The organism is Flavonifractor sp. An100, assembly GCF_002161175.1.
Lineage (GTDB): Bacteria > Bacillota > Clostridia > Oscillospirales > Oscillospiraceae > Lawsonibacter.
In genome coordinates, this window is sequence record NZ_NFMA01000020.1 from 25850 (window position 1) to 45191 (window position 19342).

The 19342-nt window shown below is 60.5% G+C and carries 17 protein-coding genes; 9 read left to right on the plus strand and 8 right to left on the minus strand.

Annotation, left to right across the window (positions count from 1 at the left end; translation table 11 throughout):
* The first annotated feature begins 145 nt into the window (after window positions 1-145).
* The gene (spoIIP, locus tag B5E43_RS11070; RefSeq protein WP_087396706.1) at window positions 146-1300 is read left to right on the plus strand and encodes a stage II sporulation protein P; all 1155 of its coding nucleotides are present in this window, start codon (window positions 146-148) and stop codon (window positions 1298-1300) included.
* 78 nt (window positions 1301-1378) lie between these two features.
* A complete protein-coding gene (locus B5E43_RS11075) occupies window positions 1379-1852 on the plus strand; it encodes a nucleoside deaminase (RefSeq protein WP_087396707.1) in 474 nt (157 codons plus the stop codon).
* A 409-nt stretch (window positions 1853-2261) separates the two neighbouring features.
* Here the strand turns inward: B5E43_RS11075 and B5E43_RS11080 are convergent, their stop codons facing one another.
* The 8 genes from B5E43_RS11080 to nhaC form a co-directional block, all read right to left on the minus strand.
* Complete coding sequence (locus tag B5E43_RS11080) at window positions 2262-3518, minus strand: acetyl-CoA C-acetyltransferase (protein WP_087396709.1); 1257 nt, start codon at window positions 3516-3518, stop codon at window positions 2262-2264.
* A 254-nt stretch (window positions 3519-3772) separates the two neighbouring features.
* Window positions 3773-5827 carry an ABC transporter permease gene (locus B5E43_RS11085; protein WP_087396710.1) on the minus strand — a complete coding sequence of 685 codons (2055 nt, stop codon included), beginning with the start codon at window positions 5825-5827 and terminating at the stop codon, window positions 3773-3775.
* On the minus strand, window positions 5802-6704 hold the full coding sequence (locus B5E43_RS11090; protein ID WP_087396711.1) for an ABC transporter ATP-binding protein: 903 nt from the start codon (window positions 6702-6704) through the stop codon (window positions 5802-5804). Before B5E43_RS11090 ends, B5E43_RS11085 begins: the two co-directional genes overlap by 26 nt.
* Window positions 6701-7072 (minus strand): GntR family transcriptional regulator, encoded by a 372-nt coding sequence (locus tag B5E43_RS11095; protein ID WP_087396713.1) that lies wholly within the window; start codon window positions 7070-7072, stop codon window positions 6701-6703. Before B5E43_RS11095 ends, B5E43_RS11090 begins: the two co-directional genes overlap by 4 nt.
* 190 nt (window positions 7073-7262) lie before the next feature.
* Window positions 7263-8891, minus strand: a complete 1629-nt coding sequence (gene pruA / locus B5E43_RS11100) for an L-glutamate gamma-semialdehyde dehydrogenase (protein ID WP_087396715.1) — start codon at window positions 8889-8891, stop codon at window positions 7263-7265.
* A gap of 85 nt (window positions 8892-8976) precedes the next feature.
* Window positions 8977-9861, minus strand: coding sequence for a 4-hydroxy-tetrahydrodipicolinate synthase (dapA, locus tag B5E43_RS11105; RefSeq protein ID WP_087396717.1), 885 nt, complete (start codon window positions 9859-9861; stop codon window positions 8977-8979).
* Window positions 9862-9923: 62 nt separating this feature from the next.
* Window positions 9924-10886, minus strand: coding sequence for a hydroxyacid dehydrogenase (locus tag B5E43_RS11110; protein WP_087396719.1), 963 nt, complete (start codon window positions 10884-10886; stop codon window positions 9924-9926).
* Window positions 10887-10917: 31 nt separating this feature from the next.
* Complete coding sequence (gene nhaC, locus B5E43_RS11115; protein WP_158099038.1) at window positions 10918-12387, minus strand: Na+/H+ antiporter NhaC; 1470 nt, start codon at window positions 12385-12387, stop codon at window positions 10918-10920.
* A 231-nt stretch (window positions 12388-12618) separates the two neighbouring features.
* On the opposite strand from nhaC, the gene B5E43_RS11120 reads away from it, so the two are divergent.
* The 7 genes from B5E43_RS11120 (at window position 12619) to B5E43_RS11150 (ending at window position 19328) form a co-directional block, all read left to right on the plus strand.
* Window positions 12619-13503, plus strand: coding sequence for a LysR family transcriptional regulator (locus B5E43_RS11120; protein WP_158099039.1), 885 nt, complete (start codon window positions 12619-12621; stop codon window positions 13501-13503).
* Between the two features lie 324 nt (window positions 13504-13827).
* Window positions 13828-14637, plus strand: coding sequence for a pyrroline-5-carboxylate reductase (gene proC, locus B5E43_RS11125; RefSeq protein ID WP_087396750.1), 810 nt, complete (start codon window positions 13828-13830; stop codon window positions 14635-14637).
* A 44-nt stretch (window positions 14638-14681) separates the two neighbouring features.
* The gene (proB, locus tag B5E43_RS11130) at window positions 14682-15479 is read left to right on the plus strand and encodes a glutamate 5-kinase (RefSeq protein WP_087396725.1); all 798 of its coding nucleotides are present in this window, start codon (window positions 14682-14684) and stop codon (window positions 15477-15479) included.
* A gap of 16 nt (window positions 15480-15495) precedes the next feature.
* Window positions 15496-16752, plus strand: coding sequence for a glutamate-5-semialdehyde dehydrogenase (locus tag B5E43_RS11135; protein ID WP_087396727.1), 1257 nt, complete (start codon window positions 15496-15498; stop codon window positions 16750-16752).
* Between the two features lie 119 nt (window positions 16753-16871).
* The gene (locus tag B5E43_RS11140; protein ID WP_242964810.1) at window positions 16872-17354 is read left to right on the plus strand and encodes an HD domain-containing protein; all 483 of its coding nucleotides are present in this window, start codon (window positions 16872-16874) and stop codon (window positions 17352-17354) included.
* Between the two features lie 203 nt (window positions 17355-17557).
* Window positions 17558-18241 (plus strand): DapH/DapD/GlmU-related protein, encoded by a 684-nt coding sequence (locus tag B5E43_RS11145; RefSeq protein WP_087396730.1) that lies wholly within the window; start codon window positions 17558-17560, stop codon window positions 18239-18241.
* A gap of 103 nt (window positions 18242-18344) precedes the next feature.
* Complete coding sequence (locus B5E43_RS11150; RefSeq protein ID WP_087396732.1) at window positions 18345-19328, plus strand: ribose-phosphate pyrophosphokinase; 984 nt, start codon at window positions 18345-18347, stop codon at window positions 19326-19328.
* Window positions 19329-19342 lie beyond the last annotated feature (14 nt).

Consider the following 19342-nt stretch of genomic DNA (forward strand, 5'->3'; position numbering starts at 1 on the left):
ACCCTTTATTGCAGGGGTAAAAAAATTTTTTAAAAAATTTTTTTAGCTGGGTTGGGAAGGGGGGCGGGGAAAAAGAAGGGGTCATAATTTGCCTCCGACCATCATAGGATGCTGGTACAAGCTATTGTACAAAAGGAGGGGTTGCATGAAGGGGAGACGACCCTACCGTGCCGCCCTGCGGCGGGGGATCGGTCTGGGTCTGGCGATGGTGGCCATATGGGGTGTGAGCCTGACCGCCGATCTCTCCGCGCTGGGAGAGGGGCTGTGGAAGCTGGGGGAGGAGCCCAGTCTGGCAGTGGGTCTGCTGTCGGGACAGATGGGGAAGCTGCCGGAGGAGGAGCGGGCCCTGGAGGGCTGGGGCCGGCTGCTGCTGGGCCAATCGGCGCTGTTGGCGGCGGGGGAGGAAGAGGTGCTCCAGTACCGCAGCGGGCAGCAGCAGCCGGAGGACCTGCTGCCCCAGGACGGGGACGGAGACGACCAGGAGGAGCCGGAGCTGGAGCCCCAGGCAGAGGAGGACGGCATTGTGGAGATGACCGCAAAGGGCAAGACGGGAGGGCAGTACCTCTATGGGGAAGGGGTGTACCTCTATAACCGCACCGGATATGAGCTGGGCACTTCGGTGCTCACCCAGGGCCAGATTCAGGTGGAGCCGGGGGAGGGCCCTCAGATCCTGATCATCCACACCCATGGCAGCGAGTCCTACTCTCAGACCGACGGGGATGTGTATGAAGAGAGCGACCCCTACCGCACCACCGACTGCACCCACAATGTGGTCAAGGTGGGGGAGGAGATGGCCACCGTCTTTCGGGCCCACGGTTTTCAGGTTTTACACGATACCACCCTATACGATTACCCGGCCTACAACGGGGCCTACGACCGGTCCAAGGCGGCGGTAGAGCAGTGGTTGGCGGAGTACCCCACCATCCAGGTGGTGCTGGACGTCCACCGGGACGCCCTGGTGGGCAACAACGGGGAGGTGTATAAGCTGGTGAGCACCGAGGCGGAGCAGAAGGTGGCCCAGGTGATGCTGGTGGTGGGCACCGACGACGGGGGAGCCAACCACCCGGGCTGGAAAAACAACCTGGCCTTTGCCGTGGCGCTGCAAAAGGAGCTGGTACGGGGCTACTCCAGCCTGGCCCGGCCCATTGTGCTGCGCAGCAGCAGCTATAACCAGCAGCTGCGGCCGGGCTACTTATTGGTGGAGGTGGGGGGCCATGGCAATACCCTCACCGAGGCCATAGCCGGCGCCCGGATGTGGGCGGACAACGTGGCCCGGACCCTGACCAGTCTGGGCAACTGACCCTTGCCAAGGGGACAGAGATGGGTTACACTGGGAAAAAGAGCGCCCAGCGGGGGCGGCAGGAGAGGAGAGGGCAGGATGGAGGACCACGTCTACTATATGAAAGAGGCCCTGGCTCTGGCCCGCCAGGCGGCGGCGGAGGGGGACGTGCCGGTGGGGTGCGTCATTGTGCGGGACGGGGAGATCATCGGCCGGGGCCGCAACCGCCGGGAGGAGCGGGGGGACGCCACCGCCCACGCCGAGCTGGAGGCCATCCGGGAGGCCTGTGGGCGGGTGGGGAGTTGGCGGCTGAGTGGCTGTACCCTGTATGTCACCCTGGAGCCCTGTCCCATGTGCGCCGGAGGGATCATCAACGCCCGCATCGACACGGTGCGCTACGGGGCCCGGGAGGAGAAGAGCGGGTGCTGCGCCTCGGTGCTCAACCTCTTTGAGGAGCGGTTCAACCACCGCCCCCGGATCTACCAGGGCCCCCTGGCGGAGGAGTGCCGGCAGCTGCTCCAGGAGTTTTTTGAGGGGCTGAGAGGAAAAACCCATTGGAATGAAAAGATTTAATTCTTTTGTAACAATTCTCCTGAACTTTTGTAATAACACCCGGTTATACTAATACTCGCAAGGCAAGAGACATCTTTTCATTCTATCCTCCAATTTCTTGAAACACCGGCGGAGCACATCCGCCGGTGTTTCCTTTTCCCGGGACAGCGGAAAAGATTTAATGATTCTGTAACAAATGAAGTTGGATTTCTTAATAACTCTTTTGTATCATAACACTTGCAAGAGACAGTTCGTTTCATTTTAATCCTCTTTTTCAACGGGAAAGCCCGGACGCTTTGGAGCAGGCGTCCGGGCATTTTCGTTGTTCGGGAAGGCAAAAAGGAGCCCCGCGGCTGCCGCGCCGCGGGGCTCCTTCTCTATGTATCGTGATCCTTCCAAATCACAATCAAACGATGCAGTCAGGAGAAGCTCAGCACTTCTCGAAGATGGTGGCCACGCCCTGGCCGCCGCCGATGCACAGGGTAGCCAGGCCCTTCTTGGCCTCGGGGCGCTTGGCCATCTCGTGGAGCAGGGTGACGATGATGCGGGCGCCGGAAGCGCCTACGGGGTGACCCAGAGCGATGGCGCCGCCGTTGACGTTGACCTTGCTCATGTCGAACTTCAGCTCACGGGCTACAGCGATGGACTGGGCGGCGAAAGCCTCGTTAGCCTCCACCAGATCCATGTCCTCAATGGTCAGGCCGGCCTTGGCCATGGCCTGACGGGAGGCGGGGACGGGGCCCACGCCCATGATCTTGGGGTCCACGCCGCCCTGGCCCCAGGAGACCAGCTTGGCCATGGGCTTCAGACCGTACTTCTCCACGGCCTCGCCGGAGGCCAGGATGATGGCGGCGGCGCCGTCGTTGATGCCGGAGGCGTTGGCGGCGGTGACCCGCTGCTGGCCCTTGTCGGCGGAGTCCTGAATGCCGGTGGGCTCAAAGGTGTGGGTGACGGCGGGGGCGGGGGACTCGGGGCCAACAGGGAAGGCGCCCTTCAGCTTGGAGATACCCTCGGCGGTAACACCGGCGCGGGGGAACTCGTCCACCTTGAACTCCACCATCTGCTTCTTCTGCTTGACCATGACGGGGACGATCTCGTCGTTGAAGCGGCCGGAGTTGAGGGCGGCCTCAGCCTTGTTCTGGGAGGAGGCGGCGAACTCGTCCAGCTCCTGGCGGGAGATGCCCCACACGTCGCAGATGTTCTCGGCGGTGGTGCCCATGTGATAGTTGTTAAAAGCGTCCCACAGGCCGTCCTTGATCATGGTGTCCACGACCTTCTTGTCACCCATGCGGGCGCCCCAGCGCTCGGCAGGGAGGGCGTAGGGGGCGGCGGACATGTTCTCGGTGCCGCCGGCCACGATGATGTCGGCGTCGCCGGCCATAATGGTGCGGGCGCCCTCAATGACGGACTTCATGCCGGAGCCGCAGACCATGCCCACGGTGTAGGCGGGGACGGAGGTGGGCACACCGGCCTTGATGGCGGCCTGACGGGCCACATTCTGGCCCAGGGCGGCGGTGAGGATGCAGCCAAACATGACCTCATCCACCTGCTCGGGCTTCACGCCGGCGCGGTTCAGGGCCTCCTTGATGACGATAGCGCCCAGATCAGCGGCGGGGGTGTCCTTCAGGGAGCCGCCAAAGGAACCAATGGCGGTACGGCAGCAGTTGACAACATAGATCTCTTTCATAGTGTCTTCAAACCTCCAAAAATTGGTTTTGGCGTCAGCCAGGGACGCCCGTTTTTTCCGCTCTCAAGTCGATTATATCGGAGCGGAACGGAAAAATCAATAAATATTTTTGCGCTTTCTGGCCCCCTTTCTGTCTGAGAGTGACAAAAATTAAAAAAGAAGGGGGAAAGCGGGCACTTCTTCAAGAAAATGTTAAAATTTTGACAAACCCCGGACCGGAAAAAATTTTCCGAATCCGGGGTGAAAAGGGTCCATTAGGCGGCGGGGGCAGCGGCCTGCTCTATTTCCTGGTCCATGGTGTTGGGCATCACGGGACCGGACTTCACCTGGACATCCCCTGTATAGGGGTTTTCGTAGGTGCTGGGAAGGTCCGCACTGCCCTCTTCCTCGTAATGGTACCGCAGGGCGTAATCCTCCCCCGGCAGGTTGTACTCAGCCAGCAAGGCCATGGTGCGGCTGGCGTTGGGGGTGAGGGTGATGGTCAGCTCATTGGTGGTGGTACGGTCAGGGTTGCGGGGAGTGGGGGCGGACACCTCAAAGACAAAGACCAGGTCGGTGACCAGGGTGTTTTTCTGCCGCTCCTCGTCGTCAAAGAGGTAGCGCACCCCAATGGTGCCCGCGTCAAAGTCGGCCCGCACCGCCTGCCACAGGCTCTCCAGGTCCTGCTGGGCGATGTTGTTGAGGTAGAGGTCGGAGGAATAATTCTCCTGATCGTTCCAGACATTGTAGAGGTAGGCCTCCACCAGACGGCCCTCCTCCATGCGGTCAAAGCCGTAGCACTGTTCCACCAGGTCCCGGTTTTCCGCCAGCTGCTTGGCGCACCAGGTGACCGAGCCCAGCAGCTCTGTCTCCCCCTGGAAGATGGGGACAGAGGAGTAACGCCGGGTGAGGGTGGAGCCGTTGTTCAGGGTGTAGGTAAGGGAGAGGGAGAGGTAGTTGTCCCCCGGCTCATAGGCGTTGGAGTTATAATTGCTGCGGTCCCGGGCCTGGATCATGGCGTAGTGCAGGTCAATGAACTGCTGGATGGTGTCTGGATCGGTGATGTCATCCAGGTACATGTCGCCGCTGTCATTGGGGTAGGAGAAGCTGCCGCTCACCGACAGGCTGGCCACCTCATCGGCCTGGGGCACCCGCTGTACCACGCCGAACAGGTCCAGGAAGAAGGACAGGCACAGCAGTCCCACCAGGGCGGTGATGACCAGGCCGCCCCGCCAGGCGGAGAGGACCCGGAAGGACTTTTTCAGCAGCATCTCCGCCACAAACCAGCCCAGGCAGGTCCAGATCATCACGCATACCGACAGGGGGAGGGAGGACCAGGACCAGTTGAAGAAGGTGGCGGTGAGGGTGCCCAGGCAAAGCCCGGAGCACAGGGCCACCCCGCAGCGGAAGAAGGGGCGGATGACGGGGATGGCCACCACATCTCCGGCAGACTCCACGTGGCGCACCCGGTAGATCAGCAGGGCCAGCAGGACCAGGACCACGCCGGCGGCGGCATAACCCGCCACCGTGGCGGGGGAGTTGAGGTACCAGGTATCGGTGGTCATGGTGTAGCCATTTTCCGTCACCTGGCTCACATTCCAGCCGCAGGCCTCCGACAGGGTGTACAGGGGAGTGCACCAGTACACCAGGGACAGGTTCATGGGGTCGCCGTAGCCGGCGGAGGGGAAGCCGTAGAAGAAGCGGCTCATCAGCTCCACGATCAGGGCGTAGAGCACCACCACCAGGGCGTTGAGAATGGTATAGAAGGCGGGGAGGGCCAGAATGTGGCCGGTAAACATGGCGCAGAACACGGCGAAGGAGAAGAAGAACAGACAGGTGGCGCTCTGCACCAGCAGCCAGATGCCCAGAGAGGGGAAGATGCGGTACCACTGCTCCGAGGGGACCAGTGTCAGCTCCAGAGCGGCGGTGAGGATGCCCACCACCAGGTGGGGCAGGAGGAAGAAGGACAGGCCAGCCAAATACTGGGTGGTGAACAGCCCCTCCCGGCGCAGGGGGAGGGCGTGCATCATGCAGGCGGAGCGGGAATTGTAGAGGTAGCTGAAGCAGGCCATGGCCGCCAGCACGCCAAAGAAGGCAGACACCCACACCCCGCCGGTGAGAGTTTCGGGGATCTGGTAGCACCGCTCAGACAGCCACTGTTGGGCCTCGGTGAGGGTGGAGTCCCAGCGGAGCATGTCAAAGTATTCGTTCAACAGGCGCAGGGGGAGGATAAACATCCACAGCAGACCATACAGTCCCCACAGGGGCCAGAAGCGGAACATGGTCTTGCGGTAGAGGGTGGAATTAAAGCACGATGTCATGGACCGCATAGTCCTCACCTCCCAATTCATAAATGAAGATCTCCTCCAGGGATAGGGGCAGGGCTTCCATCAGGATGGGATTAAACACCGCCATCCGGGTCTTAATCTCGGCGGGATTGCCCCGGACGATGAGGGTGTATACCCGGCCCACCTGGGAGGTGTGCAGCACCTCCAGGTCCGGGGGGAGCTGGGGCAGGCCGGGCTCCTGGAAGGCCAGCTGGAGCTTGACCACGTTGTCCTGCAGGTCGGTGAGGGAGCGCTCCAGCAGAACCTTGCCGTGGGAGAGGATACCCACGTGGTCACACACGTCCTCCAGCTCCCGTAGGTTGTGGGAGGAGACCAGCACCGTGGTCCCCCGCTGGGCCACGTCCCCCATGAGCAGGGACCACACCTGCCGGCGCATCACCGGGTCCAGGCCGTCCACCGGCTCATCCAGCACCAGCACCTGGGGGCAGCAGCACAGGGCCAGCCAGAAGGCGCTCTGCTTCTGCATGCCCTTGGACAGCCGGCGGATGGGCTGCTTCTCATCCACCTCGGGGAAGGCCTCCTTCAAGGCCTGGTAGCGCTTGTCGTCAAAGGCGGGGTAGATCCCCCGGTAGAACTTCATCATGTCCCGGGTGGAGGCGGAGAGAAAGTAGTACAGCTCGTCGGGGATGACCGACAGCTTGCTCTTCACCGCCGGGTTTTCGTACACCGGCTCTCCGTCCACCAGCACCGACCCGGAGTCCGGACGGTAGATGCCCGTGATATGGCGCAAAATGGTGGACTTCCCCGCCCCGTTGGGCCCCACCAGACCGTAGATGGAACCGGGATGTACCGTCATGGTCAGACCGTCCAGAGCCCGAAAGCCGTCGAAGGTCTTGACCACGTTGTTTACCTTGATCATTGCTCCATTCCTCCTCCCAGGGCCTGCACCCGGCTGCGGAGGGTGTCCGCGGGCACGCCCAAAAACAGCAGCTCCGCCGCCGCCTGGTCAAACACGTGAAACAGCTCCTCTTTCCGCTTGCCGTCCACCCCCGTGTGAGGGGCCGCGAAGGAGCCCTTCCCGGGCACCGAATAGAGGTAGCCCTCCGACTCCAGGGACTCATAGGCCCGCTGGATGGTATTGGGATTGATGGCCAGCTGGGTGGCCATGGACCGTACCGAGGGCAGCTTTTCCCCCTCCCGGATCACCCCGGTCACCATCAGCCGGCGCAGTCCGTCTTTCACCTGCTCGTAGATGGGGCGGGCGTCCCGGTAGTCCAAATTCAGCATGGCTTCCGCCTCCTTTCCCGGCCGTGGCCGGAAACTGTATGAAGTGTACTAGTACAATGTAGTATAGTGGAGGCGGGTGGGAAAAACAATTAAGAAGGCTTTAAGATTTGCTTAAGATGGAAAAAGGGGCAGGACGGGAGCGGATAAACCGCTCCCGTCCTGTGGAAAGGGAAAGCTATGAACGCATTTCTTACGGCTGGGCCATGTAGGGGTAGGCGATGGCGGGGGAGGGACAGAAGGCCTCCTTGACGGAGTGGGCGCTGACCCAGCGGATCATGTTCAGGCTGGTACCCGCCTTGTCGTTGGTGCCGGAGGCCCGGGCGCCGCCGAAGGGCTGCTGGCCCACCACGGCGCCGGTGCACTTGTCGTTGATGTAGAAGTTGCCCGAGGCGTTGCGCAGCGCCTGTTCCATTTTGGCGATGACCTGGCGGTCCTGGGCGAAGATGGCGCCGGTGAGGGCGTAGGGGGAGGCGGTGTCACAGATGGCCAGGGTCTCGTCCAGCTTGTCATCCTCGTAGACATAGATGGAGACGATGGGGCCAAAGATCTCCTTGACCATGGACTCGTAGGTGGGAGTTTTGCAGCGGATGATGGTGGGCTGAATGAACCAGCCCTTGCTGTCATCATAGGTGCCGCCGGCCACAAACTCGCAGTCGGGGGAGGCGGCGGCCCGGTCGATGTAGCCCTTGCAGGTCTGGAAGGAGGCCTGGTCAATGACAGCGGCCATGAAGGTGTCAAACTCCCGCACGTCGCCCACCTTGAGGGTGGCGACCTGTTCCTTCAGCCGGCGCTCCACCGTGGGCCAGATGCTGGCGGGAATAAAGGCCCGGGAACAGGCGGAGCACTTCTGGCCCTGGAACTCAAAGGAGCCCCGGACAATGGCGGCCACCAGGGGTTCGATGTCGGCAGAGCTGTGGGCAAAGATAAAGTCCTTGCCGCCGGTCTCGCCCACCAGACGGGGATAGTTGGCGTAGTCGGCGATGTGCTCGCCCACCTGCTTCCACACGCTTTGGAATACGGCGGTGGAGCCGGTGAAGTGGAAGCCGGCCATTTTGGGGTGGCTGACCACATATTGAGACATGTCGCTGCCGGAGCAGGGGACGAAGTTGATGACTCCCGCGGGCAGGCCGCACCACATCAGCAGCTTCATATAGTAGTAGTTGGACAAAACGGCGGTGCGGGAGGGCTTCCACAGGGAGACGTTGCCCACGATAGCGGGGGCGGTGGGCAGGTTGCCGCCGATGGAGGTGAAGTTGAAGGGGGAGATGGCGCAGATAAAGCCGTCCAGGGGCCGGTAGTCCTGCCGGTCCCAAATGCCGGCGGAGCTGGCAGGCTGGTCTTTAAAGATCTCCTGGGCGGACCACACGCCGAAGCGGAGGAAGTCGGCCAGCTCGGCAATGTCAATCTCGGCCTGGAAGACGGTCTTGGACTGGCCCAGCATGGTGGCGGCGTTCAAAACGGGGCGGTAGGCGCCGGTAATCATGTCTGCGGCTTTGAGGAAGATGGCGGAGCGGTGCTCCCAGGGCAGCTCCTCCCAGGCGTCCTTGGCGGCCAGGGCGGCGTCAATGGCCATTTTGAGTTCCTTCTCCCCAGCCATGCAGCACTCGGCAATGACGTGGTGGTGGTCATGGGGCATGGTGACCTGAATGGTCCGGTCGGTCCAAACCTCCTTGCCCCCGATAATCAGGGGGATTTTGACCACCTGAGCGGCCTGCTTGTCCAGCTCCGCCTTCAGGGCGGCCCGCTCGGGGCTGCCGGGCAGATAGCCCAGGAAGGGGTCGTTGGCGGGCTTGGCAATGGTAAAATATGCGTTTGGCATGTAAAAAGCCTCCTGTTCGTCCATTGATATTGGGTTTCTGCCGCAGCACCGCCCGCCCCGGACTCCGGGGCGGGCGGTGGGGTGATTAAATCACGCCCAGACGCTTCATTTCCCGGTCCACCCAGGCCTTGGTGTCGTCTCTGGCCTCCAGCAGGGGCAGGAGCTTGGCCTCGCCCCAGGGAATGCCCGCTTTGTCCATGGCGTACTTCAGGGGGCTGATGTAGTTTTCACTAAAGAGAGCCTTGAACAGGGGGAAGTAATCCAGAGACATAGCCATAGCCTGCTGAATTTTCCCCTCCTTGACCAGCTGATACATCTGGACCCAGGCGTCGGGGACCACGTTGGCAGTGGCCATTACAGCGCCCTTCACGCCCATGGCCATGAGGCTGACGGCGCTGAACTCGTCGCCGGTGAGGACGTTGATCTTGTCACCCACCTTCAACAGCACTTCCATGGCCTGGGTCATGGAGGCGCACTCCTTGATGCCGACCAGGTTCTTCATCTCCTTGGACAGACGCAAAACGGTGTCGGGCAGGACATTGACGTTGGTGCGGTAGGGGATGTTGTAAATCAGGATGGGCATGTCGACCTTGCGGTCCAGCTCCAGATAGAAGTCGGCCAGGGCGTCCTGGGTGCCCATAATGTAGAAGGGAGTGAGGACCAGCATGGCGTCGGCCCCGGCCTTTTTGCAGTAGGAGCAGAAGTTCAGGCACTCGCCGATGCCCGTCTCCAGCACGCCCACCACCAGAGGCACCCGGCCCTTGACCGCCTTGACGGTGAGATCCACCGCGCGCAGCCGCTCAGCCATGGTCATGGAGGTGTATTCGCCAGTGCCGCCCAGCAGCAGCAGGCTGTTGACCTTGTGGTCAATCTGGTAGTCAATGAGCTTGGTCAGGGCCTGTTCATCCACAGTACCGTCGGCCTTCAGGGGGGTGACAAGGGCTGTCATAATTCCGCTAAGATCCAACATAATACACAATCTCCTTTTTATAGTTTATAGAATGGGAGTTGACAATCAGTGGGCAGGTAGGGTTAGGACCGGTTGACCCAGTTGTAGGGGCTCTTGCCGTCCAGGGCCTCCAACACCGTGCGGGAGAGAATTTCCGAGGTGCGGTACTTGGCCTCCCGGGTATCACCGCCGATGTGGGGGGTGAAGATGACCTGGTCCATCTGGAACAGGGGGTGGTCGGCAGCGGGGGGCTCCACGTTCAATACATCCAGGCCGGCCCCCGCCAGCTGGCCCTGCTGCAGGGCGGCCACCAGGGCGTCCTCGTCTACCACCGGGCCACGGCCCATGTTGATGAGGTAGGCGGTGTTTTTCATGGCCTCAAATTGGGGGGTGGACATCATGCCCTGGGTCTCCTTGGTCAGGGGGACATGGAGGGTGACAAAGTCGGTCTGACTAAGCCCCTCCTCCAGCACATCCACCTTCTGGATGCCCAGAGCCTCCATGGCGGACTGGGGGACGTAGTTGTCGTAGGACAAAACCCGCATGGAGAAGGCCTGTGCCAGCTTGGCCACCGCTTTTCCGATGCGGCCCAGCCCCACAATGAGAAGGGTCTTATCCAGCAGCTCCATGGTGTAGCGGTTTTCCCGGGAATACCAGCTATCGGCCCGGACGCTGGTGTCGTTGATACGCAGACTGCGGCTCAGAGCCAGCAGGAACATCATGGTGTGCTCCGCTACGGAAATGTAGTTGGCATCGGGGACGTTGAGCACCTGGATGTTGTGGGCGGTGGCCTCTTTCACGTCAATGTTGTCCAGACCCACGCCGTGCTGGCCAATGACTTTCAGGGTGGGGACGGCGTCCATGATCTCTTTTCCGATGTACTCGCAGCGGGTCAGCACCCCTTCAATGGAGTGCTCATTCATCCACTGAATAAGGGTTTGGGTGTCCCCGTTGGGAGCCAGAAACACGTTGCTGTGTTCTTCCAGGTAGGAAACGCCGTTAGGCTGGATAGTGGGATGGATCAAGAGTATGTTGTGCTTTTTCATGATGTGGCCTCCTGTATTGGATGAATAAAGGTTACTCGACGTGGAAGCCCAGCTCCTTGAGCTTGGCGTCGGCTTCCTCCTGGGAGATCATCTTGATGCCGATGCCGGTAAAGCCGTAGATGATGGCCAGGACGGGGCAGATAAAGGCCATAAAGTGCCAGGGCAGGTAGGACAGCACGGGAACACCCAGCGCGCCGGCGTAGAACAGGCCCGAGGTGCTGAAGGGGACGATGCTGCAGATCATGGTGCCGCCGTCCTCGCAGGTGCGGGAGAGGTTGCACAGGTCCATGCGCTGCTTCAGGTAGGGCTTGCGGAACAGCTCGCCGGTCATGATGAGGGAGATGTAGCCGCTGACGCCGATGATGGTCAAAACGATGGCGGTGCACACTGCGGCGGTGACGGTAGCGCCCCGGGTCTTCACCTTGCCGATGAGGGAGTCGATGATCTTCTCCATAAATCCGGCCTCCTCAGCGATGCCGGCGAAGGAGTAGGCACAGAAAATGGTCAAAATGATGTTGGACATGGAGGTCAGGCCGCCCCGCTGGATCAGAGTGAGGACGTTTTCATTGGTGGTGGCAGCATCCATGCCGGGAACCATGGTAATTTTAAAGCCGCTGACAAAGGCGGTCAGACCGCTGTTCAGGGAGAAGCCCTGGAAGATCATGCCCAAAACAACCGCCACGGCAATGCTGATGTACATGACCGGGAGGGTGGGCTTTTTCATCAGAGAGCCCATGAGAATGATGACGAAGGGAATCAGGAGAAGGATATTCCAGTCGTAAATCTGATCCAGGGTGGAGAGCATGGAGGAGACGTTCTCCGGCATGACAAAATCGCCGCCGAAGCGCAGGCCGTAGACGGTGTAGGCGATGACGGTGACAATGGCGGCGGGGATGGTGGTCCAAAGCATGGAGCGGACGTGGGCGTACAGGTCGGTCCCGGCGCTCAGGGCGGCCATGATGGTGGTGTCGGAGAGGGGGGAGAGCTTATCGCCGAAGGTGGAGCCGGCCACAATGGCGGCAGCCACGGGGGCCAGGGGGATCTCCAAGCCCATGGCAATGCCGATCAGAGCTACGCCGGCCGTTCCGGCAGAGCCCCAGCCGGTGCCGGTGGCAGTGGCCAGGATGGCGCAGATAAAGAAGCTGCAGGGGATCAGGAATTGGGGACTGATAATCTGCAGGCCGTAGTAAATCAGCATGGGAATGGTGCCGGAGTAGATGAAGGTGGAAATCAGTGCGCCCACGGTGAACATGATGTAGACAGCGGGCATCACTTTTACGATACGCTGGGAGATGGCGCCCTCAATGGTCTGCCAATCCATTCCCAGATACATGGCCATAAAGGCGGTAAAGGCCGCGGTGCAAAGCAGCATGACCTGTAATTCCAGTTTGAAGACACCGTAGCCGATGCTCACAAAGAATACCAGGGATAGGAGTACGATAACAGATTGAGCCAAGGAAGGTTTTTTGATCTCTCGTTTTTGCTTGGTGTTCTGTCCCATAAGAATCCTCCTAAATCTGAAATTTAAGTTACCAAAACTGATTTGCTGTGACTTGTTCCAAAAAGCGCGGTGTAAAAAAATATGTTGCGCACACCGCAAAAATGACGAACCCGGCCACCTCCCTCGTAAATGTTTTGTTGAAAATATCATAGCTCTGGAGTTGACATGTTGTAAATTTCATAATATTTTAGTTTATATTGAAGAAGATTCAACATGAAGAGGGGGAGGAACATGTCACTGTCGGAGTACCAGTTATTCTGTGCCATTGCCGAGCAGAGGAATATGAAACGGGCGGCAGAGCAGCTGCACATTACCCCTTCGGCGGCCACCCACGCTATGAACGCCCTGGAAAAATCCCTTGGGTTTCCGCTGTTAATCCGGGACCGGGGCGGGATCACGCTGACCGTCCAGGGGGAGCTGCTGCTGCCCCATTTTCGGGCGGTGCTGTTGGAGGAGGAGAAGTTGCAGGAGGAGATTTCCCAAATCAACGGGTTGGAAAAGGGCTGTGTGCGCATTGGGGCGCTGAACAGCATCTGTACCAACTGGCTGCCAGGTATTTTGAACTCCTTCAGCAGGAAGTATCCCAACATTGAGGTCCGGGTATATCAGGGGGGGTACCAGGAGATCGAAGACCAGTTGTTGGATTCCCTGCTGGATATCGGCTTTGTGTCTCTGCCCACCTCGGAGCGGTTCAATACCATTACCCTCCTCCATGACCGGCTGTACTGTATAGCCCCTCTGGATTTTAAACCCCAAAAGCCTTCCTATGTAACCCCGGAGGATTTAAGAGATATTCCCCTCATACAGGCCCAGCGGGGCTATGACCGAAACATCCAGGACATTATTGAGGAAAACCAGCTGGTGTTGGGGCAGCAGCATACTATCGCGTTGGAAAGCGCCGCCATTGCGCTGGTGGAAGGAGGGATGGGGTGCAGTATTTTACCAGAAATGGTGCTCAAACGCCATCCAGGGAAGTACCAAGTTTTCCCCCTCCTGAACAGTAAGGACCGCACCATTGCCTTGGCAGTTTTGAAAGGAAAAAAGGTATCTCTTGCAAGCGAGAAAATGATTCAGGAAATTAGAGCTCAAATTGAAGAAAATTCAACAAAGCAATGAATAAAGTTAAATTAGCGAAAAAATGGAACAAAAAACGTCAAAATATACAAAAAGAGAACTTGGCGACAAAGGAAAAACAAAGAGGACTTAATTGATCAGATGAATGGTTTTCATTGAGAAAAGAAAAAAGAAGAACAGAAACCTGCAAAATTAGAAAAGAAGACAAGCGACTTTTGTACAGATGGGAAGGAAAAAAGGAAAAAGCGATTAAATCTTAACAAAATTAGAATTGCAATCTTATTTTGACGTGTTATGATAGAGAAAAGGAATTATCTCCGGGGAAACCAGCAGAGGGTTCCCACAGGGTTTGAGAGGTGCAATATGATGTTTCATTCCATCGGATTCATTGGAACCGGACATATGGGCGGCGCACTGGCCCGGGCGGCGGCCAAGGGAGAGGGGGGCAATCCCATTTACCTGGCCAACCGCTCGCCGGAAAAGGCCAAGAAGCTGGCGCGGGAGCTGGACTGCAAGGTGGCGGATAACCACACCGTGGCCCGGCACTGCGATTTGATTTTCCTGGGCGTGAAGCCCCAGATCATGGAGCGGGTGCTGAAGGATTTGGCCCCCATTTTAAAAGAGCGCACCGATCGGTTTGTGCTGGCCTCCATGGCGGCAGGGCTGTCCGCCAGCACCATTCAGGCCATGGCGGGAGGGGCTTACCCAGTCATTCGTCTGATGCCCAATACCCCGGTAGCTGTGGGCGCCGGTGTCATTCAATACTGCGGCCTGGACACCACAGCGGAGGAGCTGGAGGCCTTCCGTACCCTGATGGCGCCCGCCGGTCTGGTGGATGAGATCAATGAGGACCTTTGTGACGCGGCCAGTGCGGTTTCCGGCTGCGGCCCGGCGTTCTGTGCCTTGTTTGTAGAGGCCCTGGCGGACGGGGGCGTGGCCTGCGGACTGCCCCGGGATAAGGCGCTGGCTTATACCGCCCAGACATTGAAGGGGGCAGCCAAGCTGATGCTGGAGACGGGGATTCATCCCGGAGATATGAAGGACGGAGTCTGTTCCCCTGGCGGCACCACCATCCAGGGAATCCGGGTGCTGGAGGAGCAGGGCTTCCGGGCGGCTGCCATGAAAGCGGTCATTGCCGCCTATGAGAAGACACTCTCCTTTGAGCATAAGGGCTAAGAGGGGAGACCGTTCATCACAACAGGGGAGCGAGGAAGAACAACATGCGAATGGTAGTAAAGGTAGGCACCTCCACCTTGGCCCACGCCACCGGGCGGCTGAATATCCGCCATGTGGAGGAGCTGGTGAAGGTTCTGTCCGATTTGAAAAACGCGGGACATGAGGTGATTCTGGTCTCCTCGGGAGCCATCGGCATGGGAGTGGGCAAGCTGAACCTGCCCGGCCGGCCCTCCGATATGCCCACCAAGCAGGCTGCCGCCGCGGTGGGCCAGTGCGAGCTGATGTATACTTACGACCGGCTGTTCACCCAGTATAACCACACCGTGGCCCAGATCCTGCTCACTGGGGAGGACGTGGACCACGCCGACCGGCGGAGCAATTTTGAAAATACCATGTCCCGGCTGCTGGAGCTGGGGGCTCTGCCCATCATCAACGAGAACGACACCGTGGCCACCGCTGAGATCAAGGTGGGAGACAACGATACCCTGGGAGCCATCGTGGCCTGCTGCGTGGAGGCGGATCTGCTGGTGCTCCTCAGCGATATTGAGGGGCTGTATACCGCCGACCCCCGCACCGACCCCAACGCCCAGCTCATTCCCGTGGTGGAGGAGGTCACTCCCCAGGTGGAGGCCCTGGCCGGAGGCAAGGGCAGCGAGCTGGCCACCGGCGGAATGGCCACCAAGCTGCGGGCGGCCAAGATGGTCACCCAGGTGGGCTGCGACATGGTCATCACCAACGGCCAGCATCCTCAGGTGCTCTACGACATCGCCCAGGGGAAGGCTGTGGGCACCCGGTTTGTGGCCAAGAAGACGGAGGAGAAGGAAACCAGTCCAAAGGGCTGACCAGGAGGGAAGGAATATGACCACACAGGAATTGCTACAGCGGGCCCAGAGGGCCAAGAGGGTAATGGCCCTGGCGGACACCCAGACCAAAAACCGGGCCCTGCTGGCCATGGCCGACGCCCTGGAGCGGGAGCAGAGGGAGATCCTGGCTGCCAACGCCCTGGATCTGGGGGCGGCCCAGGGTTCCATCTCCAACGTGATGCTGGACCGGCTGGCCCTGTCCCCCCAGCGCCTGGCCGGGATGGCCCAGGGCATCCGGGAGGTGGCCGCCCTGCCCGACCCGGTGGGGGAGGTGCTCCAGCATGTGGAGCGGCCCAACGGCATGATCATTGAACGCAGGGCGGTGCCCATGGGGGTCATCGCCATCATCTATGAGTCCCGGCCCAACGTCACCTCAGACGCCGCCGCCCTGGCCCTGAAGGCGGGGTCGGCCTGCGTGCTCCGGGGAGGCAAGGAGGCCCACCGGTCGGCCGCGGCTATTGTGGCCGCCCTGCGCCGGGGTCTGGAGGAGGCAGGGTTGCCCGCTGACGCTCTGGGGCTGGTGGAGGATACCACCCGGCAGAGCGCCAAGGAGCTGATGGAGGCCCGGGGCCTGGTGGACCTACTCATCCCCCGTGGTGGAGCGGGGCTCATCCGGTCCTGTGTGGACAACGCCCTGGTCCCCGTCCTGGAGACGGGCACCGGCATCTGCCACATCTATGTGGATGAGCGGGCGGACCTGGACATGGCTTTGGATATTGTGGAGAACGCCAAGTGCTCCCGGCCCAGCGTGTGCAACGCCTGCGAGGTGTGCCTGGTCCACCGTTCGGTGGCCAAGGAGTTCCTACCCCGGCTGTGGGAACGGCTGACCCGGGACCGGGTGAAGCAGGAGCTGCTCCCGGTGGAGCTGCGCCTGGACGGGGAGGCTGCCGCCATTATCCCCGGTACCCCTGCTGGTGAGAAGGACTTTGACACCGAATTTCTGGACTACATCCTGGCGGTGGGGGTGGTAGGGAGTGTGGAGGAGGCCATGGACCACATTGCCGCCCACTCCACCGGCCACTCCGAGTCCATCATCACCGCCGATGAGGAGGCTGCCCGGAAGTTCCTGGCGGGGGTGGACTCCGCTGCCGTGTACTGGAATGCCTCCACCCGGTTTACCGACGGGGGAGAGTTCGGCCTGGGCTGTGAGATGGGCATTTCCACCCAGAAGCTCCACGCCCGGGGGCCTCTGGGCCTGCGGGAGCTGTGTACCTTCAAATACACCATTCAAGGCCAGGGCCAGGTGCGCTGACCCCTGCTGATGAAAGGACCCGTTTCCGGCTTTCGCGGGTCCCCTGCCATATGGCGAGAGAGCCGGAGCGAAGACCATATTTTTTCATAGAAAGGACGGAGATTCCAATGACCTCACATATGGAAGCGTTCATCCAGATCACCCAGGAACTGCTGGGGTCGGAGCAGGTGCGGATGATGGGCCGGTGGAAGCACCATGGTCCCATTACCACCCTGGACCACTCCCTGTTCGTGGCCTATCTGTCCTACCGGGCAGCCAAGGCCCTGGGCCTGGATGAACGGGCGGCCGCCCGGGGCGGCCTGCTCCACGATCTGTACCTCTACGACTCCAAGGACAAGTCTGCCCACCCCGGCTGGCAGTGCTTTGACCACCCCCGGGCCGCGGCCCGGAACGCCGAGGCGCTCACTGAGCTGAGCGAAAAAGAGCGCAACATCATCCTCTCCCACATGTGGCCCCTGGGCGGAGCCCTGCCCCGCTCTCCGGAGGCCCTGCTGGTGGACCTGGTGGATACCTTCTGCGCCGGGCTGGAGGTATTCCGCATCTATCACCCCTCCCGGCTGCGCAAGCGTCTGGGGGTACAGCCCCTCACCGCGGGCACCTGAGGGAACCATTGCCGCCCTTCCCAAGAGGAGGGGCGGCTTTTGTGTTTTGGTTGGGTAATATTGCTCAGAAATTGGAGTTTCGGGCCCAATTTAAAAATTTTTTTCTTGTCACCGCTGACATTCGCTGGTAATATGCTATAATGTCTATGTCAAGCACGGACGGTTAAGGGCTGTCCGGAGCGTGTTAAGGAGGATTTTGTCCTATGAAGGATCATTCTCAGGCCCTGGCCGCCAAGCGCCAGGCCCTGTTGGAGGCCGGGGTGGAGATGATGGACCCCGCCGCTGTCTATGTGGAGGACACCGTCACCGTGGGAGCGGGAACCCTGCTGCTGCCGGGCACCATTCTGCGGGGCAACACCGTGGTGGGGAAAAACTGCCAGCTGGGTCCCAACGTGATGCTCACCGACTGCACCGTGGAGGATAACGTCACCATCAACGCCTCCCAGTGTGAGGAGAGCACCATTCAGGAGGGGTGCCAAATCGGCCCCTACACCCACATCCGGCCCCACTGTGTGGTGGGGAAGGGCTCCAAAATTGGGGCCTTTGTCCAGCTGAAGAACTGCAACCTGGGGGAGGGCACCAAGATGGCCCACCTGACCTACGTGGGCGACAGCGACGTGGGCGACCACTGCAACTTCGGCTGCGGCACCGTCACCTGCAACTACGACGGCTTTCAAAAGTTCCGCACCACCATCGGCAGCAACGTCTTTGTGGGCTGCAACACCAACTTTGTCCCCCCCGTGACCATTGGGGACGGGGCCTATATCGCCGCCGCCACCACCGTCACGGAGGACATCCCCGGTGATGCTATGGCCATCGGCCGCGCCCGTCAGATGGTAAAGCCCGGCTGGGCCGCCGACAACCGGGAGAAGAAAGGGAAGAAGTGAGGAGGCCCTCACTTACCATAAATCAGGAGAGTACACAGGAAGATCGAAACCGGGGAGGGCGGGTGAGACAGGGCCCGCACCTCCACCACAGGGAGGATGTAACATGATCGCACACGGGAAGGACATCAAGGTTTTCACCGGCAATTCCAACCCCCAACTGGCCAAAGATATCTGTAAGGAGCTGGGAATCCCTCTGGGCAACTCCGAGGTAGGGGCGTTCTCCGATGGAGAGAACTTCGCCTCCATCTATGAGACGGTCCGGGGCTCCGACGTCTTTGTGGTCCAGTCCACCTGCTCCTTCGAGAAGGATGGCAAGCCCGGCACCGTCAACGACGCACTGATGGAGCTGCTCATTATGATCGACGCCCTGAAGCGGGCCTCCGCCGGACGGATTACCGCCGTGATCCCCTACTTCGGCTACGCCCGCCAGGACCGCAAGACCAAGCCCCGCGATCCCATTTCCGCCAAGCTGGTGGCCAACCTCATCACCACCGCCGGCGCCGACCGAGTGCTGACCATGGACCTGCACGCCAATCAGATCCAGGGCTTCTTCGACATCCCGGTGGACAACCTGCTGGGCTCCCCCATCTTTGTGGAGCATTTTACCCAGAAGTACGCCGAGGTCCACGACGACACCATGGTGGTTTCCCCCGACGTGGGCAGCGTGGCCCGTGCCCGTGCCTTTGCCCAGAAGCTGAGCATGCCTCTGGCCATTGTGGATAAGCGCCGCCAGAAGGCCAACTCCTCCGAGGTCATGAACATCATCGGCGATGTGCGGGACAAGCACGTCATCCTTCTGGACGACATGGTGGACACCGGCGGCTCCCTCTGCCACGCCGCCAAGGCCCTGGTGGAGATCGGCGGGGCCAGGGACGTCACCGCCTGCGCCAGCCACGGCGTGCTCTCCGGCCCGGCCATCCAGCGCATCACCGACAGCGTGTTGGACGAGGTGGTGTTCCTGAACACCATCCCCGTCAAGCCCGGCGTGCGCTGCGACAAGATCAAGTATATCTCCGTGGCCCACATGTTCGCCGAGGCCATCAGCCACATCTACATGGAGACCTCCGTCTCCCCCCTCTTCCTGTAAGAGAGGCATCATCG